19 protein-coding genes, 1 tRNA gene and 1 pseudogene are annotated in these 24,361 nt (G+C 47.6%); 5 read left to right on the forward strand and 16 right to left on the reverse strand.

All coding sequences use genetic code 11. The features are described from left to right. Window positions 1–209: 209 nt before the first annotated feature. Both KW844_RS06785 and KW844_RS06790 read left to right on the forward strand, forming a co-directional pair. On the forward strand, window positions 210–1,547 hold the full coding sequence (locus KW844_RS06785; RefSeq protein WP_218375956.1) for a DUF4041 domain-containing protein: 1,338 nt from the start codon (window positions 210–212) through the stop codon (window positions 1,545–1,547). 214 nt (window positions 1,548–1,761) lie between these two features. After that, window positions 1,762–2,958 (forward strand): annotated as a pseudogene (locus tag KW844_RS06790) (IS256 family transposase). A gap of 117 nt (window positions 2,959–3,075) precedes the next feature. Here the strand turns inward: KW844_RS06790 and KW844_RS06795 are convergent. The 4 genes from KW844_RS06795 to KW844_RS06810 all read right to left on the reverse strand — a co-directional run bounded on the left by KW844_RS06795 (window position 3,076) and on the right by KW844_RS06810 (window position 8,540). Beyond that, window positions 3,076–4,725: an AAA family ATPase gene (locus KW844_RS06795; protein ID WP_218375957.1), complete on the reverse strand. Its 1,650-nt coding sequence runs from the start codon at window positions 4,723–4,725 to the stop codon at window positions 3,076–3,078. An 89-nt stretch (window positions 4,726–4,814) separates the two neighbouring features. Beyond that, window positions 4,815–4,887: transfer RNA gene (locus KW844_RS06800), tRNA-Lys, on the reverse strand. A gap of 73 nt (window positions 4,888–4,960) precedes the next feature. Continuing rightward, entirely contained in the window at window positions 4,961–7,384 is a 2,424-nt protein-coding gene (locus tag KW844_RS06805) for a penicillin acylase family protein (protein ID WP_218375958.1), read from the reverse strand. 52 nt (window positions 7,385–7,436) lie between these two features. Further along, window positions 7,437–8,540 (reverse strand): 8-amino-7-oxononanoate synthase, encoded by a 1,104-nt coding sequence (locus tag KW844_RS06810; RefSeq protein ID WP_255578257.1) that lies wholly within the window; start codon window positions 8,538–8,540, stop codon window positions 7,437–7,439. A 60-nt stretch (window positions 8,541–8,600) separates the two neighbouring features. Here KW844_RS06810 and KW844_RS06815 point away from each other — a divergent pair, with 60 nt between their 5' ends. Further along, window positions 8,601–9,197 (forward strand): tRNA-(ms[2]io[6]A)-hydroxylase, encoded by a 597-nt coding sequence (locus tag KW844_RS06815; RefSeq protein WP_218375959.1) that lies wholly within the window; start codon window positions 8,601–8,603, stop codon window positions 9,195–9,197. An 80-nt stretch (window positions 9,198–9,277) separates the two neighbouring features. Here the strand turns inward: KW844_RS06815 and KW844_RS06820 are convergent, their stop codons facing one another. Next, window positions 9,278–11,521 (reverse strand): patatin-like phospholipase family protein, encoded by a 2,244-nt coding sequence (locus KW844_RS06820; protein WP_218375960.1) that lies wholly within the window; start codon window positions 11,519–11,521, stop codon window positions 9,278–9,280. A 115-nt stretch (window positions 11,522–11,636) separates the two neighbouring features. Here KW844_RS06820 and KW844_RS06825 point away from each other — a divergent pair, with 115 nt between their 5' ends. Beyond that, on the forward strand, window positions 11,637–13,097 hold the full coding sequence (locus tag KW844_RS06825) for an MFS transporter (protein ID WP_218375961.1): 1,461 nt from the start codon (window positions 11,637–11,639) through the stop codon (window positions 13,095–13,097). Here KW844_RS06825 and KW844_RS06830 read toward each other — a convergent pair. The 9 genes from KW844_RS06830 to KW844_RS06870 form a co-directional block, all read right to left on the reverse strand. Next, the gene (locus KW844_RS06830) at window positions 13,092–14,075 is read right to left on the reverse strand and encodes a GSCFA domain-containing protein (RefSeq protein ID WP_218375962.1); all 984 of its coding nucleotides are present in this window, start codon (window positions 14,073–14,075) and stop codon (window positions 13,092–13,094) included. The genes KW844_RS06825 and KW844_RS06830 overlap by 6 nt on opposite strands. Before the next feature lie 9 nt (window positions 14,076–14,084). Then, on the reverse strand, window positions 14,085–14,936 hold the full coding sequence (locus KW844_RS06835) for a hydroxymethylglutaryl-CoA lyase (protein WP_255578258.1): 852 nt from the start codon (window positions 14,934–14,936) through the stop codon (window positions 14,085–14,087). 33 nt (window positions 14,937–14,969) lie between these two features. Continuing rightward, window positions 14,970–15,740: a 23S rRNA (guanosine(2251)-2'-O)-methyltransferase RlmB gene (gene rlmB / locus KW844_RS06840; RefSeq protein ID WP_218375964.1), complete on the reverse strand. Its 771-nt coding sequence runs from the start codon at window positions 15,738–15,740 to the stop codon at window positions 14,970–14,972. Between the two features lie 36 nt (window positions 15,741–15,776). Beyond that, window positions 15,777–16,328: an NUDIX hydrolase gene (locus KW844_RS06845; RefSeq protein WP_218375965.1), complete on the reverse strand. Its 552-nt coding sequence runs from the start codon at window positions 16,326–16,328 to the stop codon at window positions 15,777–15,779. Window positions 16,329–16,357: 29 nt separating this feature from the next. Further along, window positions 16,358–16,798: an N-acetyltransferase gene (locus KW844_RS06850; RefSeq protein WP_218375966.1), complete on the reverse strand. Its 441-nt coding sequence runs from the start codon at window positions 16,796–16,798 to the stop codon at window positions 16,358–16,360. Window positions 16,799–16,932: 134 nt separating this feature from the next. Further along, window positions 16,933–17,847 carry an EamA family transporter gene (locus KW844_RS06855; protein WP_218375967.1) on the reverse strand — a complete coding sequence of 305 codons (915 nt, stop codon included), beginning with the start codon at window positions 17,845–17,847 and terminating at the stop codon, window positions 16,933–16,935. Between the two features lie 5 nt (window positions 17,848–17,852). Next, window positions 17,853–19,247 (reverse strand): pyridoxal-dependent decarboxylase, encoded by a 1,395-nt coding sequence (locus KW844_RS06860; RefSeq protein ID WP_218375968.1) that lies wholly within the window; start codon window positions 19,245–19,247, stop codon window positions 17,853–17,855. 369 nt (window positions 19,248–19,616) lie between these two features. Continuing rightward, window positions 19,617–20,099: a methylated-DNA--[protein]-cysteine S-methyltransferase gene (locus KW844_RS06865; RefSeq protein WP_218375969.1), complete on the reverse strand. Its 483-nt coding sequence runs from the start codon at window positions 20,097–20,099 to the stop codon at window positions 19,617–19,619. 7 nt (window positions 20,100–20,106) lie between these two features. Next, window positions 20,107–21,042, reverse strand: a complete 936-nt coding sequence (locus KW844_RS06870) for a DNA-3-methyladenine glycosylase (protein ID WP_218375970.1) — start codon at window positions 21,040–21,042, stop codon at window positions 20,107–20,109. A 101-nt stretch (window positions 21,043–21,143) separates the two neighbouring features. Here KW844_RS06870 and KW844_RS06875 point away from each other — a divergent pair, with 101 nt between their 5' ends. After that, the gene (locus KW844_RS06875; RefSeq protein WP_218375971.1) at window positions 21,144–22,571 is read left to right on the forward strand and encodes a PLP-dependent aminotransferase family protein; all 1,428 of its coding nucleotides are present in this window, start codon (window positions 21,144–21,146) and stop codon (window positions 22,569–22,571) included. 67 nt (window positions 22,572–22,638) lie between these two features. Here KW844_RS06875 and KW844_RS06880 read toward each other — a convergent pair whose 3' ends face one another. Further along, window positions 22,639–23,388 carry an SDR family oxidoreductase gene (locus tag KW844_RS06880; protein ID WP_218375972.1) on the reverse strand — a complete coding sequence of 250 codons (750 nt, stop codon included), beginning with the start codon at window positions 23,386–23,388 and terminating at the stop codon, window positions 22,639–22,641. A 33-nt stretch (window positions 23,389–23,421) separates the two neighbouring features. Next, entirely contained in the window at window positions 23,422–24,171 is a 750-nt protein-coding gene (locus KW844_RS06885; RefSeq protein ID WP_218375973.1) for a glucose 1-dehydrogenase, read from the reverse strand. Between the last annotated feature and the right edge of the window lie 190 nt (window positions 24,172–24,361).

Raw genomic sequence — 24,361 nt, forward strand, 5'->3', positions numbered from 1 at the left:
TCCGTATTTTAGTTATACGTTATGTAAAAACTACCATCTCAAAATACTATGTAATATATTCCTCAACTTATACCAAATTGGCATACCAAATGACGTAAAGCCTAAGTGGGCTATCAGTCATTAGATGATGTATCCCACCACCCAATAAAACCGCTGACAGCAACATTTCAATTTTCATAAATTAATTGCACTTAAAAAGAAGCACCTCTATGTTTTTCAACAAATCCAAAAAATTACTGCTAGAGACAGAGCTTAAACTCGCATCTGCCTTAACCAAAATCCACTCATATGAAAATGAGTTCAAAGATGTAATAGACAAGAATGTATTGCTTGAAGAAAAAGCGGCTCTATTAGACACAGCCCAAGACAAACTGAAAAAGCTAAATGAAAAATATCAAGTGGGCTTGGAACTTCACAAAGCATTACAGGCAGAACTAAGTCTCTACCAAGACAATCTAGAGATCGGTTCCTACGGGCTGCATAAGCCACAACATTCTTTTGATACATCTGAAAATTTCAAACATGCATTGGATATAAATTTTGATCAACAGAAGAAATTAATAAAGGACGATAAGGCTGTTGTATGTACTATGGAATGGACTGTTGGCGGAAGTAAAGTTGAAGGGCGGAAAATGACTAATCAGTATAAGAAGCTCATGTTACTTGCATTCAATGGAGAGTCAGATGGTCTGGTTGCCAAAGTTAAATGGAATAATGCTGTCAAAACCCGTGAACGAATCATTAAAGCATTTGAAACAATCAATAAGCTAGGAGTAACCCATAATGTATTTATAACAAATGAGTTCCTGACACTGAAACTGGAAGAACTTTCTCTTACCTACGAATACGAAAAAAAGAAGTACGACGAAAAAGAAGAACAACGAATGATTAGGGAACAAATGCGAGAAGAGGAAAAAGCGCAGCGTGAATTGGAAAAAGCACAGAAAGAGGCGGAGGATGAAGAGCGCCGCTATCAAAAGGCCTTAGAAAAAGCGCAAAAAGATTTACAGGGAGCCAGTACGGCAAATGCTGTAGAGCTGGCAGAACAAGTAAAGCTCTTAGAAGCGAGGCTTAAGGATGCACATGAACGAAAAGAACGGGCTATTGCGCAAGCACAGCTTACCAAAGTTGGACACATTTATGTAATATCCAACCTGGGATCATTTGGGGATGGTATTTATAAGATAGGGATGACTAGACGTCTAGACCCAATGGACAGAGTGAAAGAGTTAGGTGATGCTTCTGTCCCTTTTCAGTTCGATGTCCATGCTATTATCTACTCAGAAAATGCGCCACAACTCGAATATGAGTTACACAGGAAATTTGCCGACAGAAGGCTAAACAGGATCAACACCAAAAAAGAATTTTTTAAAGTATCATTATCAGAAATTGAGGCGTTTGTACAAGAACACGCTAATGCAGAAATTGAGTTTACACAGTTGGCGGAGGCAAAGGAATACCGAGAAACTCTTTCTATTTTGGCAAAAGTTGAGAAAGCTGTAAACATGATTGAACAGGTGGAGGTGTTTCCTGGAAGTTTGATTTAACGTATATTGGCAAGGATGACTCATAGTTCCTTGCCAATTAATCCCTAAAAACCATATCAATGGTATAGATGTTTTATGGAGTACCATGAAGTTATGTTATGCAAATTGTCAGGAAGGTGATTTTCAGAATACTTGACACTATCTCATAAACTGTGTAAATGTTAAAAATCGGGGATTGTCTCCGATTTTTTAACTTTAAAGCATATACAGTTTTATGAAGACAGAGGATTTTTTATCAGACGACTTTCTGAAGCAGTTTAAGACCGCCGATCAGCTAAACGATTTTCTTGCCCAGATTCAGAAACGGGGTATAGAGAAGATGCTGGAGGGTGAGTTAGACAGCCATTTAGGCTATGACAAACATGAACCCAATGATAGCGGCAATAGCCGCAATGGCTACGGTAAGAAGAAGATTAAGACCAGCTATGGTGAATCAGAGATAAAAGTTCCCAGAGATCGTGACGCCAGTTTTAATCCAATGATCGTTCCTAAGCGCGAAGGGATGGTTCAGGGCCTGGAAGAGATAATCGTATCTTTCTATGCCAAGGGAATGAGCGTATCTGACATAGAAGAGCAAATAAGGGAAGCATATAAATTTGATGTTTCTACGGCCACCATCAGCCGCATTACCAGCCGGGTGACAGAAGATATTGTGGCTTGGCAAAACCGGCCACTAGAGCCGATTTATCTCATTGTTTGGATGGATGGCATTGTATTCAAAGTACGGGAGAACAGCAAAGTAGTTAATAAGACCGTTTATATAGCTGTGGGCTTGAAGCGGGATGGTCTCAAAGAAGTCCTGGGAATGTGGCTGGGCAAAAATGAATCAGTTGCTTACTGGATGACCGTTCTGACAGATCTTAAGGCACGTGGTGTAGAAGACATACTCATAACGGCTACTGATAACTTAAATGGTTTTACGGGTACTATCAAATCAGTATTCCCGGAGTCTTCTACGCAGGTTTGCGTTGTACATCAGATCCGTAACAGTTGCCGCTATGTGGTCTGAAAAGACAAGAAAGAGTTTGCCAGGGATATGAAAGACATATATGGTGCACCAACAAAACAGGCTGCACTGGCCGCTCTTGATAGTCTCGATGCCAAATGGAGTGTAAAATATGCCTATGCAATCAGGAGCTGGCGGGAAAATTGGGACGAGCTAACTGTCTTTTTTGACTTCCCCATCGAAATCCGCCAGATCATTTATACTACAAATCTCATAGAAAACTTAAATGGGAAAATCAGAAAATACACCAAAAATAAACTCTCATTCCCTACAGACGAGGCGGTGCTTAAATCAGTATACCTGGCCTTACGGGAAGCCTCAAAAAAATGGACCATGCCCATTAAAAATTGGGGCATGATCCTTAATCAGTTCTTAACTATATTTGATAAAAGGGTGAGAATATAATTATCAATTTGACTCCCCGGTTTTAAAGTTTACACACTTTGTGAGACAGTCCCGAATACTTTTCTGATTCTTTCAATTCAAATTTCGATAAGGCATATAGGTGCATCAAAAGTGCCTCTATCCACCTATAACCTTGCTCAACTGTTGCTTAAACCAAACAGTCTTCGCCAAATCTGCCTTATTTATATGTTGTCGTTGTGATAATGCGGTACAATAAGTCTTCATGGGTAAAGACTTATAAAACACCTCAAAATCATCGCTGTTTAAATACCCAGCCACTTTAGTAGCTTCATTTAAGTTTTCTTGCTTATTCTTAAAGCGATGCTGCACCGGTTTCCCGTTAAACTCCGGCTCACCAAAGTAAGGATATTCCGTTCTCTTAAGGCTTAACCCAGGAATTATTTCATTTTTGCATTTGTTCTTCGCCTCGATTAGATCGGAAATGTATTGGGATTTATCAAACATTACATTCCTTGCAGTATAATACTCATTCAGGTTATCAGGATGGTACAGATAGTTTTCAATACTGTAATACTGGAGAATGTACAGTCGCTCATATTCCTTACGAATTTCAATGATATCTTCATCCGACAAAAAGTCCCTATCCACTATTCCTTTATAGCTCGATGTACGAACTTTATGATACACATTATTCCTGTTGTTATCGGATACAAATACTGCATTATCAAGTCCAATCAGCGCATAGAAGTCCCGATCTTTATTTTCTACGAAATAAATGTCTTTATCTTTAAATAAGGAAGGTAAAAAATCCTTCCCAACTGCAATCTCATATACTTCAGCATTATCTTTTGCTTCCGGAACCAGTACCTGCGGCAAATCAAAATCCAGATCATCAAAATCAATCACCACTGCGTCCAACGCCTTGTTTGCATATTCAATAAACCCTAAGGAATGGCTGGCAGTCCACAACTGGCAATTAGGGGGAATCCAATTTTCTGATATTTCCTTTATGAAATTATATTGCAGACTTGTGTTGAGATGTAGATCTACCTCATCCATATAATAGACAGTATCCTGGTAGTATTCTCTTCTTGCAATAAGGTTAATCAAAATATTAAATACTTCCTTTTCTCCTGCGCTCAGATAGTTATAATGAAATACAGAGTTTCCTTTCTTAAAGTTTATCTCTGCTACATTTCCTTCTAAAGGCGGAATTATTTCTAACAAGGAAAGGGCGGTACCATTTCCCTTGTTAAAAATCCGATATAACGCTTCATTGATAGGGTTTATAATCTTTTCCTTTATTTCCGACTTATCTTCATTAGTGCGAAAAAACTCTTTCAGCAACTTACCAAAAAGATGTTCAAGGTCATTTTCAAAACGCTCATCACGATCTATAAATGAGGCAGCCCGATCACCATCACCTTTCATATTAAATTGCGCGGCGCCCAATTGTCGCCTGGTCAAGCGTGGCACCTGCCTGAAGCTGGTACGGCCATAAAAGTTCGAACCAGTCAACAACCCACTTTCCACTCCTTTACCTTCTTCAATACCATTTTTTCCATGGTCATGCGTATGAATCAAAACTGTAGAGGGCTGCTTTTTATCCTTCTGGATAGTCAATGCTGCATCCTTATAATCTTTCCCATAAAGATTTTCCAAATGAGCAAACGCATCAAACACACAACTCTTACCACTTCCATTGCTTCCAATCAGCAACACAAGTTTAGTATTCTCAGGAATATCCTGAACTTTAAGGTTAGTAAATCGCTTGAAGTTTTTGAGTTGAAGTGCTTGAATATGCATATATCAAAAATAACGTATTTCGCTTTTAATATATGAAGAAGAACAATAAAAAAACGCTTTAGAATTACATTCTAAAGCGTTCTTTCCTGTGATCCCGCTGGGACTCGAACCCAGGGCCCATACATTAAAAGTGTATTGCTCTACCAACTGAGCTACGGAATCAATCACCCTCTTTTCAATTGGGAGTGCAAAGATAGGAATTATTCATTCCCTACCAAATTTTCTTTAAGATTTTTTATTTGCCGGCAAAAACAGCCTTGTAGCGTATCACCGGATCATCCTTGTCCTCCGGGCGGAAAATGTGCAGCAGGTAGTATTTGCCGGTTACCCAGTCGCCAACAGCGTTCTCGTAATAAGGAGAGCCGGGGTTACCACTCTGGCCACCAGGATAAATGCCATAAGCCTCGGTTTTATCCGACAACTGCACCACCATTCGCCACGACGGGCCATGGGTTTTCTTGGTGGCATTCACAATGTGCGTACCTCCGCCAGTGTTCAGATTATTAGCACCGAATGGCTTCAGCACCCGCGTGAGGTGACGAATATCAGTACCGCGGTACTTGCCCAGTGCCAACTTACCCTCTTTATCAGCCGCAGCGGCGTCCGCAGCAGTGGCTACAAAAGCATCGCGCACCAGGTCGGATAAGGTTTCCCGCTGCGGGGTGTGAATGTTATCGATGAATTTAAAGGAAGTATCTTTTAACAGTAGCATCAACGTGGCGGCCGACTGCGGAAACGGCAGGTACACGCTGTCGTTCGGATGCAGCTCATCCAGCCAGATGGTATCTTCAAAGTGCATCCAGAACTGGTTAAACAGCGTAGCGCCGCGACTCTCCGCCGAAGCCACCGCATCCCAGCCGGAAAGCTCCCGCCAGTACGCACGCTGCTGATCATTTAAAGCGGCAGTGTCTATATGCCTACGCAGCATCGGCAGCGCCGTAGCCGCAAAATCATTGTAGTTGTCGTTTTGCAGCGTCATCATGTCCTGCGGTGTTATGCCGGACATCGCCGTCAGCTTTTCGTTGATGCGCTTGCCGCGGAAAAGATCGAACTCGCCATACAAACGATAAGGATAGGTGCTGTCAGTAGCACGCTGATTGGCGGAACTGACAAAGCCACGCGCAGGATTCTTGATATGCGGCAGCTGGTCATGCGGAATGTAGCCCTGCCAGGCATAGATACTGTCGGAGCCAGGCATAATCAGCTTACCCTGGTCCTTCCAGCGCACCGGATTCTGCCCGTTATGCCAGATAGCAATATCGCCCGTTTTAGACGCAAATACGAAGTTTTGGGCCGGACACTGGTAAGTACTCAGCGCCTGCAGGTAATCATCGTAATTTTTGGCTTTATTTAGCTTGTAAAAGGTCAGAAACTCGTTGGATGGATCGAGCGCCTTCCAGCGCATAGCCAGGAACTGCTGGCTGGCAGTGTGCTCTGGGAAAGTATTATCATACATCACCGGTCCCCACACGGTGTAAGCAACTGTATCGTACACCGTAGCACCTCCCCGCACCTTGATTGTTTCCACCCGCTGGTCCGCCGCACGATAAGCACCATTGAACAAGTACTCCTTACGGCCATTGCGGAACTCCATGCGGTAAAAGTCCTTTACATCTTCCTCTCCATTGGTTACCCCCCAGGCAATATTATCATTGAAGCCAATAATCACCCCCGGCGCTCCCGGCAAACTCGCACCATACACATTCATATCCGGTGTATTGATCTGCACTTCATACCACAGCGATGGTAAACTTAATCCCAGATGCGGATCACTGCAAAGAATCGGCGCGCCCAGCCTGGTTTTAGCTCCGCCCACTGCCCAGTTGTTACTGCCATTGGCAGGGTTCGGGTTGTTGGTACGGTATTTCATAAACGCTGCATCCAGCGCCAGCACGCTGTCCGGCGGCGCTACCGCCTTTACCGTAGCTGCCTGGTAAGCCGTCCCTTTCGGAATGATAGGATCTGTGCTGTCCAGGAAATCAGGATATAAGAGATTGAAGTCCTTGATATCAAACAACTGACGCGCCTTCGTATATTCGAGATCGTTAGCAAAGCCGGCGAGGTCGTGCGCCATATATTTCAGCAGGTAAGCGGAGTTAATCAGCTCCCACTTTTGCGGTTGATAGTCGAGGATTTTATATTCTACCGGCAGAGTAGCGTCCGTGAGCGTAGCGATATATGCATTCACACCTTCGGCATAAGACTCCAGCACCACCTTGGTTTCAGGATTCGCCAGCATCTCCTTCAGCGCCTGCTCCGCACCATAGCCCATCCCACGCCTGCGCGTTTCCCGGTCATAATTTACCATGGAAGGCCCCAGGATCTCCGACAGCCTGCCAGCCGCTGCAAAAGTCTGCAACTCCATCTGCCAAAGCCTGTCACGGGCAGTAATATATCCCTGCACATAATACGCATCTGCCTCTGTTTTAGCGAAGATGTGCGGCACCATCCGGTCATCAAACCACACTTCGGCCATACCCTTGAAACCCGGCAGCTGCACAAGGTCGCGGGTAGCGTCGATTGGCTCGGCGTTCATCCAGAAGCCTTGCTGAGGACTCAATAACTTACCTAGTGGCGGAACCGATCCTATTTTGGTGTTGAGCGCCCAGGTCAGTGATAAGGTGACAGCGCCTGCGATTACTGCGGGGATAATTCTCATATGATTTCACAGAATGTACTTTCTAAAGTACACCAATTTTAGATTATTACCATCACTGTTTTAAGACCTGCAACAACTGGTCTATCTCCGTTTTGGTATTGTAACTGTGTAATACAATGCGCAACCGCTCCTCTCCTTTGGGCACGGTAGGATGCAGGATGGCACGTACATCCAGTCCGGCCGACTGACACGCCGCCGCCACTGTTCTCGTATATTCGTTACCTTTAGTAACCACCGCCTGTATCGGTGTATCACTGGCAATTAATTCCAATCTGGCAGCACCTGCCCTGAAATAGGCTACCAGCTCCTGTAACTGCTGCCTCGCCTCAGGCATATAAGGGAATAAACTATATGCGGCCTGTATAGCTGCGATAGAGGCCGGTGGTAACGCCGTCGTATAAATGAAAGCCCTGCAAAAATTGATCAGGTAATCACGCAGCACTTTGGAACCCAATACCACCGCACCATGGCAACCCACCGCTTTTCCAAACGTATGTATTCTTGCATAACACTGCTCCTGTAGCCCCAGCTGCTGCACCAGCCCTTCTCCCTTCGCTCCTATCACACCTGTAGCATGTGCTTCGTCCACTACCAGCAAAGCATTCAGCTCGCGGCACATAGCAGCCATGGCCACCAGCGGCGCCATATCGCCATCCATGCTGTATACCGACTCTACAGCCACGAATACACGCCCCGCCGCCCGCTCTATTTTCGCCCTTAGATCAACCAGGTCGTTATGCTGAAAAGAAAACGACTGGGCTTTACTCAACCTCACCCCGTCGCGGATACTGGCATGGATCAGCTGATCATATACAATCGTATCCCCGCGCTGCGGCACTGTACTAAAAAATCCCAGATTGGCATCATAGCCGGAATTGAAAATCAATCCCGCAGCTGCCTGGTGAAACGCCGCCAGGTCCTGCTCCACCTCTTCTATCCAGGCATAATTACCAGCCAGCAGCCTGGAACCGGTACTGCCCTGCCAATGCGGCCGCTCCTGCAGGAGTGTATGCACCGCCTCCTGCATAGCCCCGCTGCGGGCCATTCCCAGGTAATCATTAGAGCAAAAATCCACCAGATTGCCCGTTTGCCGCAAGCTGCGGAAGGAATGCTGCGCCAGCCGCTCCTGCAGCTGTTGTTGTAAGATGTGGTCCATAATACCCGTCAAGTTAAAAATCAAACTTATCTTCGCAAAAATTACATTTTCAAAAATATCATGAGTAAAGTTTCCATATTAGGCCTGAAACTCCCAACAGATCCCCGTTGGGTGAACCTGGCAGCTATATCCCTGACAGATATCCTGACAGATCACGCCTACTGCGAACAAAAAGCCGCATCCTCCGCCATCTCCCTCATCCAGCGCAATCCGAACAGGACCCGCCTGGTAGAAGAACTGGCGCCCATCGTTACGGAAGAATGGGGGCATTTCCGCCAGGTGCTGGCCGAATTGAAAAAGAGAGGCCTGCAACTGGGTAAACAACGAAAGGACGATTATGTTAATGCGCTCCTGGAATTTAAAGTAAAAGGTGGCAGTGCCGAAGACGCCCTGCTGGACAACCTCCTCATATTCGCCCTCATCGAAGCACGTAGCTGTGAGCGCTTCCGCCTGCTCAGCGAAGGCCTCGAAGATGAATACCTGCGCGAGTTCTACCGCAAATTCATGATCTCCGAAGCCGGCCACTACCGCCTGTTTATAGATCTTGCCAATGAATATTTTGATGAAGAAAAGGTGCGCAACCGCTGGCAGGAATGGCTGGCGCGCGAAGCGGATATTTTAAAGGAAATTGAAGTAAGAGGGGATAGAATGCATTGATTGGTACGCGTCTTTCCAGGGCCTTCGGCCTGGAAAGACGCGTAGCGTGGAGGGCGCAGCCCTCCACGCTACGTAAATCATTAAAAATTAAAACCCATATTCACATAAAACCTTACCCTCCCCACCTGATCACTATACATCATCGTAGCCTCAATCGGCCCCAACCTGCTACTATAGCCCATGCCCAGCCCATATCCGCTCAGGTACTTATATTTCCCGGTAGTGCTGGCATTCAGGTCGTATACCGCTGCACCCACTCTCGGCATCCCAAACAAATTTCTTAGAAACTCCCACTGCCAGGCCACCTGCAAAGCCGCCACACTGGTAGTAATCGCTTCCCCTTCAAACAATCCCACAAAAGGGATCTGGTTGTGCATTACATCAGTCATACCGCCAATGAAGTAGGTATTTACCCCTGATTGCTGATTACCAAAATTCACGGCACCAGCGGCATTCAGCTCTATGGCCGACTTATCATTCACATGCAGGTAATATTTCGCTTTCAGCATCGCGTGCTGGAAATCGCGGAAACTGATGCCCACACTATCCGGATTCACCGGCTGACCATCAATGTTCACACGAATACCGGAATGCTGACTGTAAATGTAACCGGTCTGGAAATCCAGCAGCATACCTTGTGTCGGGTATATTTTTCTATCGAGAGAATTAATGCCAAAGTAAACAAAGCTGTTCATTTGATTGGTACTCCCCCTCAGCTCCAGCATAGGGGAATACTGTGGCAGGTACTTGATGTACTCCCACCTGGTGGCTGCTCCCATAGCCATGGTGCCACCAAAGGTAAACTGTACATTCATGCCCACATGCGCATACTTATTGCGGTAGTTTTGCAGTTTTTCAAACTCCTCATCGTAGAAATTCAGCCCGTTATTCTCATAGTAGGCCTGCAAACCGAAGCCAAAATTCCTGCGCCTACCCAGGTATTTGAAGTATTGCGCTTCCAGCCGCGGATTTTCACTGATTCCCAACGTCACAAAACTACGGGAGTTTTTCACGATAAAGTTGCGCTGGGTAAGGTTCAGCACTGCCATTACATTGGTAAAGCTGTTGTAGTTGAGGGCAAATTTAGCGTACGTCAGGGCGTTTTCTTCCACGTTAATATCCATGCGACTCCGTCCATACCCTTCAGGGGTAAGATTGTAGGTAATGATTTTATAAAACCTGGTACCATAAACGTTCTGCACGGCCTCTTTCAGTTGCTGGGAGCTGTAGCACCCGCCAGGCTTGAGTCTCAGACGCTGTTTAAAAAACTTTTCATCAGAATGTACCAGCCCGTTTACATGGATGCTACTCAGTTCTATATCGGCGGTAAAAGGCAGCCGGTTCACTACAAAGCTGTCTTGCGGCGGGTATAAAGCATTCAGCGAATCCGCCAGGTGCTTAAACATCGGGTACATTTCCCGGCCCACCCTTTGTCCGGCAGCAATAATGGAATCCACACTACCAAAGCTGGCGGCGGAATAATCTTTTAATTCTTTATTTATGGAGATGTAAATGTCGCATTGCTTTCTGGCCTCTTCAAAGTCGGCCGCATCTTTATAAAACCCAAGCTGGTAAAGGATATCGATGGGCGTAATGAGCTTGTCCGCCGATTGCAATCCCCCGCTTACGTTGGAACCTATCACCAGGTTAGCCCCCATCTCCTTAGCGGTGATAATAGGAAAATTGCGTACCACACCGCCATCCACGAGCTTACGGCCATCGATGGTTACCGCGGTAAACACTGAAGGAATGGCCATACTGGCGCGTAAACTGGTTACCAGCTCACCACTGTCGAGCGTTACAATTTCCCCTGTGGCCACATTGGTGGCAATACATTTAAACGGAATATTGAATTTGGTGAAGTCTTTCTGATCTTTCGCCGGCCAGCAGAGCTTTGCCAGCTGCAGCCAGAGCGCCTCTCCGGAAATCACGCCGGAAGCGAGTTTGGGCTTACCATATTCAAACGGAATCTCTATAATGTATTTATTGTACTCGCTCTTTTCTTCATAGGAGATGTCGGAGATATTCGGCTGATTACTGAAAAGTACATTCCAGTCCATATTTTTTGCCACCGACTCTATGGAATCGCCGGAGTAACCAATGGCATACAGCCCGCCGATAATACTGCCCATACTCGTTCCCGTTAGGTAATCGATCTTGAGGCCGGCACTGTCAATCGCCTGCAGAATGCCGATATGAGCCAGCCCCCGCGCACCGCCACCACTCAGCGTAAGTCCGATCTTTGGCCGCTGGGCGTTTTGTGCGGACACCAGCAGGGCTCCACATAACAATAAGGTTAGTAAGGTAACACGACGGAATCTCATGGATATAAACAGCTCTTCTCTAAAGATAAAGAAAGATTGTATGCGGTTATGAAACATAATAAAGTTTCATTAACTTTTACGGTAACTTTTTATCATCCAATCCGTCTACACGTTTATGAAAACACTAACTGCTAAGCAGAACATCTGGCAGGTAATCTTCGCCTCGTCGGCAGGCACGCTGATAGAGTGGTACGACTTCTACATTTTCGGTAGCTTATCGTCTATTATCTCTGAAAAATTCTTTCCCCCCAGCAATCCCGAACTGGCTTACATTGCCACGCTCGCCTTTTTTGCGGTGGGCTTTATCGTACGGCCCTTTGGCGCTATTGTGTTTGGTCACCTCGGGGATAAAGCCGGACGCAAATACACGTTCCTGCTCACGCTCATGATCATGGGTGGTTCTACCTTCGCCATAGGCCTTATTCCGAGTTATGCCACCGTGGGGTTGGTAGCACCTGCGCTGATCCTGGTGCTACGACTCCTCCAAGGCCTTGCTCTTGGTGGTGAATACGGTGGTGCAGCCACCTATGTAGCCGAGCATTCACCGGCAGAAAGAAGAGGATACTATACCAGTTTTATACAGACAACAGCCACGCTGGGCTTGTTTGTATCGCTGGGGGTAATTCTCGCCACACGCACCAGCATGTCGTCTGAGGCTTTTAATGAATGGGGATGGAGAATACCCTTCCTGCTCAGCATTCTGCTGGTGGTGATGTCGTACTACATCCGCATCCGCCTCCAGGAATCGCCCCTGTTTGCGCAGATGAAGTCGGAAGGCAAAACCAGTACCAATCCCATCAAAGAAAGCTTTGGCAACAAGGAAAACCTGAAACTCGTGCTCATCGCGCTGTTTGGCGCTACCATGGGCCAGGGCGTGGTATGGTATACGGGTCAGTTCTATGCGCTGTCGTTCCTCCAAAAAACGATGAATATAGAGTTTGTGCAGTCGAATATCATTATTGCAATAGGCCTGTTGCTGGGTACGCCGTTCTTTATTTATTTCGGTGGACTCTCCGACCGCATCGGCCGCAAGAAGATTATGATGGCAGGCATGCTCATAGCCGCTCTCGCCTATTATCCTATTTATGCTGCCATGGACAACATCGGCAACGTAGACAAAAAAATGGAACTGAAAGATGCTTTCCGCATTGAAAACAAAAGCCACCGCACGGATGCCGGTGAAATGGTAACGGTAACTACCAGGGTACATACCTACGATGATGCTACCATCATGAATGAAACTGACGGTAAAAAAGAAATCATCGTAAGTACGAAAAACATGACATTCCTGGTATTGCTGATATTTATCCAGGTACTGTTTGTAACGATGGTATATGCGCCTATTGCGGCTTTCCTCGTAGAACTCTTCCCCACACGTATCCGGTACACATCCATGTCGCTGCCGTATCATATCGGCAACGGGGTTTTCGGCGGACTCCTGCCCACGATTTCCACCATTCTCGTTACACAATACAACAATCACCTGGCAGGATTAATTTATCCTATTGCCATAGCGCTGATCTGCTTTGTATTTGGCATGGTAATGATCCGCGAACGTAAAGGAGAACCGTTATAGTTGTTGCGACTGCAGCTGTTGCAATAGCTTGTGCAGCTGCAGTTCCGGATGTTCCTGCATCAGCTTCCTGACCTTTTCCAACTGGGTGGCCACGAATTGCTGATGCCGGACACTGTCCGGATTAAATGGCCGGTGAGCCGCGGCCTTATTGAGTTCGGTCAGTTGCTTGAGCAGTTGCTGACTCTGCGGATGAATACAATGCTCCACTACCTTCTCCCACACATAACTGATCGCCTGCTCATTCGGGTGCACCATATCTTCCTTATAAAAGCGGTAATCCCGCAAATCATCTATCACCAGCTCATAAGCCGGGAAATAATAGAGTCGCGCAAACTTATTCACCAGGTGATGCACTGCTTGTAGCAGCACCGCTTTGCTTAGGTTGTTTTCCACTACACCGTCGCGGATATAGCGCACCGGGCTAACGGTAAACAGGATGTTCACCTTCCGGTTTCTGAAAAACAGGCGATGCATGACATTATCCAGCGAGGTAATGATTTCTTCCGCCGTGCAAAGGCGTTTGTAGAAATTGGCGCCGGCCACTTTGTGATTGTTAGCAACCAGGCGGTTCCCATCTTTCAGGTGGTATGCGTGGGCTGAACCGAGGGTGAGGATCAGCCAGTCGGCCTGTTCCAGCTGCGCGGCCGCCAGTTGCTGGTAGCGGTTTATCTCTCCCAAAACCTGCTCAGGCTCAGTACCTGAAAAGCGGCTGTGATGATCCCAGCTATGCCACAGATCATCGTGGAGGAAGAGGTCATTTTTCGTATATACCTTACCGTCCAGGTAAGTGGTAAGGGCATGGGTGATACTGAGTGGATTAAATAGTATCCCATGGGGATTGATAAGGGTATCAAAATAATTTGCTTCCAGTTTGCGGCCTATCTCTTCTGCGAAGCAGGAACCCATGAGCAGCAGCTTATCGCTGTGCTGTATGGCGTTTTCCAACGTATCTACCGGAAAGCTCAGGTGAAATTGCATGTAATCTGCTTAATTCTTAAAAACGATATCGGCCAGGGCCTGTGCTTTGCGCAGGGCTGCGTGGTCCAGCTGCAATGGGGCCTGGTGCTGTTCACAAAAAGCGATCAGGTTTTCCGTGGCCAGGTTGCCCACCAGCTCATCTTTGGCCATAGGGCAGCCACCAATACCTTTCAGCGCGCTGTCGAACCGCCGGCAGCCATGTTCCCAGGCTGCCATTACTTTTTCCTGCCAGTTGTTGGGCGCCGCATGAAAGTGAGCGCCAATCTCCACCTGGGGATAAGCCGGAATGAGGTGGCTAAACAGGTTGCGGATGGCCACCGGATCTGCAACGCCTACGGTATCGGCCAGTGAAATGGTGGTGATCTCCATCTTCACCATTTCTTCGACCCAGCGCAGCACTATTTCCGGACTATAGGCGTCCCCGTAAGGATTGCCGAAGCCCATGGAAATATACACGACCAGCTCTTTTTTATTCTTAATACAGAGCTCCTGGATGGTTTGCACCTGCTCCAGGGACTCTGCAATAGTTTTATTGGTATTTCTCAGCTGAAAGGTTTCAGATACAGAGAAGGGAAAGCCCAGGTAACTGATTTCATCGAATATCACTGCTTCCTCCGCTCCTCTTACATTGGCAACAATAGCCAGCAGCTTACTTTTAGAGCCGGAAAGATCCAGTTGCGGCAATACCTTTGCGGTATCCGCCATCTGCGGAATCGCTTTCGGCGATACAAAGCTGCCGAAATCGATCGTATCAAAGCCTACTTTGAGGAGGGCATTGAGGTACTCCACTTTTTCTTCCGTGCTGATGATCCGGTGCCATCCTTGCATGGCATCTCTGGGACATTCTATCAGTTTAAGCATATGCATAGTTTGGAATAAGCAGATAAGATCCGGTTACATCCGCTGCTTCATGGCTTCGTACAGGATGATGCCTGCGGCAACGGATACGTTGAATGATTCAAACTTACCGGCCATCGGGATGCGGAACAGTACATCGGATGCTTTACGCAGGGCCGGGAATACGCCTTTATCCTCAGAGCCCATGATAATGGCCACCGGTTCGGTAAGGTCGCATTCATGCAGTACGGCCTCGGTTTCCATTTCGCTGGTCATCACTTTGATACCGTTGAGATGCAGGGTATCAATGGCTTTGAGCAAACTGTTTACACGGCATACTGCAATGCGTTCCAGGGCGCCGGCAGAGGATTTCATGGCTTCTTCGTTGAGAGCAGCCACGCCTTTGTCGGGGATGATGATGGCCTGGGCACCGCAACACACTGCACTACGGGCAATGGCGCCGATATTACGAACATCCGTAATACCATCCAGGAGGAGGAACAATGGTGTTTGTCCCTGTTCAGTTACGTGAGAAATAACATCCTGCAAATCCAGGTAGGTAACATTACCGGCCAGGGCGATAACACCCTGGTGATTAGCCTGGGTAAACCCGTTGAGCTTTTCCACCGGTACCAGGTTTACAGGTATATTGTAAGATTGTGCCGCTTCTTTGATCTGTGGGATAATGTCTCCCGTAGCACTGCGGAGCATGAATATACGTTCGATAGGCTTGCCACTGTTGATAGCTTCTATAACAGGCTGACGGCCTATAATCAGCGAGGACTGCTTCGGACGCGGGCTCGTGTGCTTCTTAAATTTCCTTTCCATTGCCACAAAGATACTAGTCCTTTGGGAAATAGCGATCTAATACCCCAGGAGTCGCAGCTTCATTCGCTGGATAGCCGCTACGGATATGGAATCCGTGATTTCCATGTCCTGCACCATCCGGTAGGCTTCCTCAAAAGGCACCTTCCGTACGGTGAGCTGTTCGGTTTCTTCCGGTTCCGACTCCCCCTGGTGCAGTCCTCTGGCGAGGAATACCACCGCTGTTTCGTCGGTGACAGAGTTGGAGGTATCAATGCGGGTAAGCAGCTCCCACTCCGAGGCTACGAGGCCTGTTTCCTCCAGTAATTCACGCTTGGCGGCATCCAGCGGGTCCTCGTCCAGCGCTCCGCCGCCCTCCGGCAGCTCCCAGCTGAAGCGGTTCAGCGGAAAACGAAACTGCCCTACCAGGTAGGTATTCATCTCCTCATCCAAAGCTAATACCCCAATGGCCACATTTTTAAAATGCACGACACCATAGATACCTGGATTGCCGGCGGGATTCAGCCCTTCGTTATGTGTGATCCTGATCCAGTTATTTTCGTACTTCGTTTCACTGGAATGTATTTTCCAGGGATTCTGATGCTTATCCATCCTGTAAATGTAAAATGAAAAATCAACGATTAAACGGACAGATAGTAGTAATAGAAATCGGTATCTTTCTTAAATCCTTTTTCTTCGTACAGCCGCTGTGCGGTTTCATTTGTCACCTCCGTTTGTAACGCTACATATCCTGCTTCCGTATCTATGGCCAGCTGGCGGGCAGCATCCACGAGCATACCACCGGCTCCTTTGCCACGATGGGCTTCCAGGACAAATAAATCGTTGAGCACCCACGCACGTTTCATGCCAAGAGAGGTGAAAATCGGATAAAGCTGCATAAAACCTATGATTTCGTCCGATTCCAACGCCACGTAAATACGGCTCTCCCCTTTTTCCATACGCTCGGAAATGAATTTCAGCGCCCCTTCAAAATCAGGTGCCGCCTTGTAAAAAGAACGGTAAGTATCGAATAATACAGCCACTTCATTGAGGTGCAAAGTGCTTGCCTGGATGATTTCCATTTGAATAGTTTTAATAGTACTCAAGTTAACCCCTTTTCCTTAAAAAAATAGTTCAGATGCCTGATCCGGTAAAAACCGGGGCGGCATCTGACTATACTTCTACCTTAAAATTTTTCGTATATAGGTAGACGTTATTATTCCGTTACCATCACCTGCTTGTTTTTAGCCACTGCGCCGTTTACCAGGTATACCCCTGCCAGCGTGATCAGCGTGCCGATCCCCATCATCCAGGTCAGACTCTCCTTCAGCCAGATCCATCCCAGCAGCACCGCCACAATAGGGTTGATGTATGCATACACAGATGCCAGTGAAGTAGGCATATTATTTAACACATACACATAGGCGCCGTATGCCAGCAGGGAACCAAACAATATCAGGTACAACAGGCTCTCCCAGAGTTCGGCAGGGAAGCTGGCAAAATGCAGCGGCTCTCCCATAATCAGGGTCGACACCAGCAGCATCACCCCCCCGCTAAACAACATCTGATACCCTGCCCCGTACAGGAAATTTATATCGAGCGCCCACTTGGCCGTGAGCACAGAACCCAGCGCCCAACATAAAGAAGCGAATACACACAAGAGGATACCAAAGCGGAAATCCGGATTCATCATGCTCGGCAGGTAATTATAAAATATGGCAGCCACACCGGCGAAACCCAGGAAGAGCCCCGCACAAAGCTGGGTGCTGAGTCGCGTGCGCTGCACCAGGATAAAGCTGAAGAGCGTGATCCAGATCGGCACCGTAGCACTGATAATTGCGCCCAGCCCACTGGGTATGTATTTCATGGACCAGGTCATTAATCCGTTACTCCCCACCAGCATCAGTAAGGAAATCATGAACAGCTTGCCTAATACGGCGCGGTTAGGAATGGCATTACCACGCAACAGGAAAATAGAAACGAGTATAAATCCTGCGGTCCCTTGCCGCAAGCCCGACAGGCTAATGCCATGCAGATAACGGACGCCAATGCTGGAAGCCATATAGGTGGTGCCCCAGAAAATACTAACGATGGCCAGTGCCAGGTACCCAATGGGTGTTGCTTTACGCATGGTAGCTAATATATAGTGGTTAACAGTTGCTGCATGGTTTCCCATACCAGCGTTACATCTTCAGCGGTAGTACGCCAGTTGACCAAAGCTGCACGGATAGCGGGCTGCCCCTGGTACCGCGTTTTAGTCATGTATACTACGCCGCTGGCATTCAGTGCCTGTAATAAAGCATCTACTTTGGCTGCCTGCGCGGCAGCTTCCACATCTACCGTAAAACACACCACACATAAACGCACCGGCGACAGTAGCTTCAGCCGCGCATCCGAGGCAATGAGCGTTCCCAATTGCCGCGCATGCTTCACATTATTTTCCACGATAGTACGGTAGCCATCCTTACCATAAGCCTGCATGGTAAACCAGGCCGACAAAGCCCTTAACCGGCGGGAGTTTTCAGGTACGTAATTGTTGTAGTGAAACTCCTCCTGCGGATCACCAAGATAAGCGGCGCCAGGATTTTGAAAAACGCTAACCTGTAACTGCGGATGACGGCAAAAAATCATGGCGGAATCATAAGGTACGTTCAGCCACTTATGTGCATCAATGGTAATGCTGTCCGCCTGCTCCCAGCCTTTTAGCAGGTGGCTGAAATCCGGACTGCAGGCAGCAAAGCCACCAAAGGCAGCATCCACATGCAACCAGAAATTATACTTTTTCTTCAGGGCGACAATGGCTTCGATATCATCGAAATCAACAGTATTCACGGTGCCTGCATTGGCAACATATATCACCGGCTGACCGGGATTTTCCCGCAGGTAATATTCTAGTGCGTGCACCTCTACCGCTTCCCGGTTGGGAATGGCTGGTATACGCACCAGGTTATTACGGCCAATACCCAGCATGGACAAGGATTTGAGAACACTGGAATGGGGAGCTGCGGACAGGATTTTTATATTTTGGAAAGATGCCATTCCTTCTGCTGCGATATTGACACCCAGCTGCTCTCCCAGCCACTGCCGGGCAATAGCCAGCCCGGTAAAATTAGCGGTGGTAGCGCCACTCACGAAGGCGCCGAAGAAATGTTCCGGAATATTAAAGAGCGACTTCAATTGCTGTATCGCATCTTTTTCAATTTGTAGTGCGACAGAACCGCTGCTGGAACCGTTCATATCAGTGGCGGCGGTGATCCAGTCGCCCATCAGTGCGGCTGGTGTAACACCACCGGTTACAAAGCCCCAGTAGCGGGGGCCGCTACCGGCAGCGAGACTATCACCATACATAGCGGTAAACTTTTCCAGCGTTGCAGCTGCCCCCATCCCTTGCTCAGGGAGCGTAGCAGCTGGCAGCGCAGGAATATTACGATGTGGGGCGAGTGTATTTAATCCTGCAAGATACTTACTGGTAAAGGCCTGGCTGAGGGTTAATAACTGATCTGTTGCTTGTAAATCTGCTGCTAATTTCATGTGTGCCGGATTAAAGGTGAAGTAATCATTCGCTAATCGCAACACAAAATTGATAAAATTCAGGATGTTAAAACAGATTCAGTTTTGTAAATTTTGTACAGATCAGATTTTTTCGTGGATGGCTTGTGGTTTATCTTTTTTTCTCGCAAAGCAGCAAAGCAGGTAAGCAGCAAAGGATTGTGTTTTGTTGTTTGATGGAGATTTTTTTTCGCCGATGGCGGAAAATAATCTTGCCTCACGGAGAAAAACTTATAGGAACAAAATGCAGGCCTTTGCTGCTTACTTGCTTTGCTGCTTTGCGAGAAAAAAGATCGCTCTCCTGGCGCCGAAGGCGCCATTGCGAACTTAAAATAATTCCCGTGATAACATTTATCTCAATCCTGAAAACAGATCTCCTCTTTCATGATCCAGCAACCACCGCTTGCGCCATAATCCTCCTGCATAGCCCGTGAGTACACCGTTTGCGCCTACTACCCGGTGGCAGGGCACAATAATAGCGAGTGCATTTTTGCCGTTGGTGGTACCTACTGCGCGTATGCTCTTCACGTTATTAATGCGTTTGGCGAGTTGGAGGTAGGTAATGGTTTGGCCATAAGGAATTTTCACCAGCTGACTCCAAACTGTATGTTGAAACACAGAACCATGTTGCGAGATGGGGAGATCGAAAGCTCTTCTGTCGCCCGCGAAATATTCAAATAGCTGCTGCGCGCATTCCAGCAGCAATGGCGGTGCTTCATGGAACTCCTCTTCCGGGTCGTTGGTAAATGATACAGACGTAATATAGGCAGTGGTGCCACTGATCAGCAGTGCTCCTACGGGGGTGTCTATACGAAGATGATACAGCGTATCCATATATAATTTATTGGGGTAGTAATGTTCTCCACAGATAAAAGGTGGCATAGGCGGCGTATTCGCCCCATATGCCCGTGATTGCTCTCAGTTCTGCTGCGGTTGGTTTGGCTTCCAGCTGCAGGCGCCCTTTGATGGCGTTGTGCAGGCCGGCATCTTCCAGTGGCAGCGCTTCCGGAAAACGACCGTATTTCATGAGTATATAATTGGCGGACCAGTTACCGATTCCTTTCAGTGCAAGCAATCGCTCTTTTGCCTGCTGGTAATCCATTTGGTCCAGTGCTTCCATCGAAAAAGTGCCGTTTACTATTTCCTGTGCTGTGGCAATCAGGTACCGGGCTTTGCTGCCAGAAAACTGCATGGCCGTAAGTACCTCCGGAGTAAGGGCGGCAATCACTTCAGGGCGGGGAAACAGGTGATAGGTGTGCCCGTCCAGTGTTACACTGTAGCCGAAGTGTGTGATCAGCCGCTGACGCAGGGTATAGGCAAACGTCAGGTTGATTTGCTGCCCAATGATTGTCCAGCAGAGGGTTTCAAAGAGATCCGGGATGCCGATCAGCCGCAGCCCTTTGTATCTCTCCGGTAAACCGGCCAGCAACGGGTTTTGATCAGCATAGTTGTAAAAAGCCTGTAAGCTCCCATCCAGGTGCAGCCACCGCGTTACATAACGGGTGATGTAAGCAATGGCTTTTTCCGTCAGTACCGGCACCTCTTCCGTTAACTCAGGGAAAGAAACCGGTAACATCTCTACACTTAACTGATGACCCACAACGCCTGAAACCCTGATCAGCACAGGGATGCTATCGGCCACCACCAGCTTTTCCAGCATACCGTTGCGGATAAAATGCAGGTTCTCCTTATCCGACCGGCCAAGGAACACCAGGCATGCTGCAAATGAAAAATTACCGGGGTCGTTGATATCCACCAAAAGCTGCTGCGACTTCATATCCTACAAAAATAAAAAATCGGCGCACAGTTGCAAGCCCGATTATTGCGAAATAACAGATTCAATTTCCTACTTTTACACCATATCAGATACTTAGCATCATGATTAAGACAGCAGAACATCTATATATCCAGGTAGCAGATAATATTGAGCAGCTGATAGAAAAAGAGGTGCTTAAAATTGGCGAAAAGCTGCCATCCGTGCGTACTTTAAGCAAGCAGCAGGGGATTAGCTTAAGTACCGCTTTCCAGGCTTATTACCATCTGGAAGCGAAGGGCCTGATTGAATCGCGGCCTAAGTCGGGCTATTACATCCGGTTTAACAGCAAGCGCATGCCGGATTTGCCTGCCAGCTGTGAGCCGGTAAAAAAGGCGGCGGAAGTAACGGTACATGAAATGGTGGCGGCCGTATTTAACCTGATGGCAGCGTCGGACATCATGAAGTTTTCCGTAGCCACACCTCCACCGGAGATATTACCTGCGGCAAAAATGGCGAAAGCGGTAGTGCAGGCGCTGCGTGAGCTGCCCAATTACGGGGTGGCCTATGATCCTTTGCAGGGAAACGTACGTCTGCGCCGGCAGCTGGCACTGTTGTCCCTCAACTGGGGCGGGGCCTATACAGAAAATGACGTGGTAACCACCAATGGCTGCGTAGAGGCGCTCACGTTATGCCTCAGTGCCGTTACCCAGCCTGGCGATACCATTGCGATCGAGAGCCCTGCCTACTATGGCGCGCTGCAACTGGCCGAAGGCCTGGGGCTGAAAGTACTGGAAGTGCCTACCCATCCGGCCACGGGAATTGATCTGGCTTATCTGGACAAAGCGATTCCCCGCCATAAGATCAAGGCCTGCCTGTTTGTGCCGAATTTCAATAACCCGATTGGGTGTTGTATGCCCGACAAGCATAAGAAGGAGCTGGTGGGTATTATAGAGAAGTATGATATCGCGTTGATAGAGGATGATATATATGGCGATCTGTATTTTGGCAAACAGCGCCCGGCTACCTGTAAATCCTTTGACCGGAAAGGGAATGTGTTGTACTGTAGTTCGATATCAAAATCCGTGGCGCCTGGGTTCCGCGTGGGATGGACGATACCGGGAAAGTACAAGGAAAGAATACTGCAATTAAAGCATATGCATGCGATTGCATCTCCCAGTATTACCCATGCAGCAGTAGGTAATTTTTTGGAAACGGGGCGTTATGAAAATCATCTAAGAAATCTCAGGAAGATATTACATACGCAGTGTCTGCGTTATTCCCAGGCCATCATGGAGTATTTCCCGGAGAGTGCGCGTGTGAGTCGCCCGCAGGGAGGATGTGTATTATGGATAGAACTGGAAGGGCATATCAACACCTACGAATTGTTTCAGCAGGCGCTGAAGCACAAGATCAGTATATGTCCGGGAAGGATTTTCACGTTGCAGGATCGTTACAGCAACTGTATGCGTATCAGTTATAGTGTGCCGTGGAGCAAGCAGGTGGATGATAGTCTGAAAACGCTGGGGAAGCTGCTTCGCAAGATGGGATAAACCCAAAAGTATTTCCCGCCAGGAAGCTACCTGCGGGAAATACCGGGAACAATTACAACATTACAAATCAACCGGCCATTGGATGTACGGCCATGCCGCCGTCGGCATTGATTTCAGCACCTGTGATGAAGCTGGCATCCGGAGAGGCCAGGAAAGTCACCAGTTTGGCTATTTCCGAAGGGTATCCCATGCGCTTCAGGGGTATCAGGTTGCTGATATGGTCCACGGCGGAGGCTTCCACATTGGCCTTATCTAATATAGGAGTAGAAACTGGTCCGGGGTTCACACCATTTACACGGATCTTTTTTGGGGCCAGCTCCCTGGAAAGTGTGCGTACCAAAGCGTTTACGGCCGCTTTGCTGGCACTGTACACCGATGAATTGGGCATGCCGGTGTCGGCATGAATGGAGGAAAGGAAAGTGATGCTGCCGCCTTCGTTGATGAGTGGGATCAGCTGCTGTGCCGTAAAGAAGGCACCTTTGAAGTTGATGTCCATCATGGAGTCGAACTGCTCTTCTGTGGTATCTTCCACACTGGCGAAGGCGAAAATACCTGCGTTGAGAAACAGTGCATCAATTTTGCCATAACGGTGACGTATAAACTCCGCCAGGCTTTTAATATCTGTCAGCGATAGCTGATCGGCCGTAACGCCTGCCGCTCCTTCTCCCAGCTGTTGCACAGCTTTCTCTATAAGGCTGGTGTTACGACCTGTAATAAGTACCTTATATCCTTTCTTCAAAAACTCTTCTGCGGTAGCATATCCAATTCCACTGTTGCCACCTGTTACTACTACTGTCTTTTCCTGATTAGTACTCATTGTTTTTTTGAGATTATATGGTGATTAAACAAATTAACCAGCGAGTGGGTGTACGGCAAAGCCACCGTCCACATTCATTTCAGCACCAGTGATGAAGCTGGCTTCCGGTGAAGCCAGGAAGGTAACGAGCTGCGCTACTTCCTGTGGTTCCCCTATACGTCGTAAAGGCACGAGCGAACCAAATTGTTCGAGTGTGGCTTCGTCGATGCCGGCCTTATCGAAAATAGGTGTTCTGATAGGTCCCGGGTTCACGGCGTTTACACGTATATTTTTAGGAGCTAATTCTCTGGCGAGAGTGCGGGAGAGTGCGTTGAGTGCAGCTTTGCTGGCATTGTATACCGATGCATTTGGCATTCCGGCAATAGCGTTGATGGAGGAGAGGAATATGATGCTTCCTCCTTCATTGATGAGTGGCAGCAGGTATTGTGCGGTAAAGAAGGCGCCTTTGAAATTGATGTCCATGGTGTTGTCAAAGCTCTCTTCCGTGACGGTATCAAAGGGGGCAAATGTTCCTACGCCGGCGTTGATGAATAACACATCTATTTTACCGTAACGGTTTTGGATATACGCTGCCAGTTCCTTTGTATCTTCCAACGATTGCTGGTCGGCGGTAAATCCGGCTGCCGGCTCACCCAGCTGCTGCACAGCTTTTTGTACTGCTTCCTGTTTACGACCCGTGATCAGTACCCGGTATCCTTTTTTCAGAAATTCTGCTGCTGTGGAATAGCCTATGCCACTGTTGCCACCTGTGACAACGACTGTTTTATCTTGATAAGTACTCATTTTTCAAACATTTAAATATTTCAATGTAATTGAGGAAAAAATTTTTGTTGAGTCTAGCCTTGCCTTTTGCGGGGATAGATTCCGAAGGCTGAAATCGCTGATTTCGGCTTTCAGAAATTTTAATTGGTTAAAACGCCGGGAGGGGGATGGCTTCCGTTTCCCGGGGCAAACCGGATAACTATTACCTTGG

This window comes from Chitinophaga sp. sic0106 (assembly GCF_019219075.1).
Lineage (GTDB): Bacteria > Bacteroidota > Bacteroidia > Chitinophagales > Chitinophagaceae > Chitinophaga.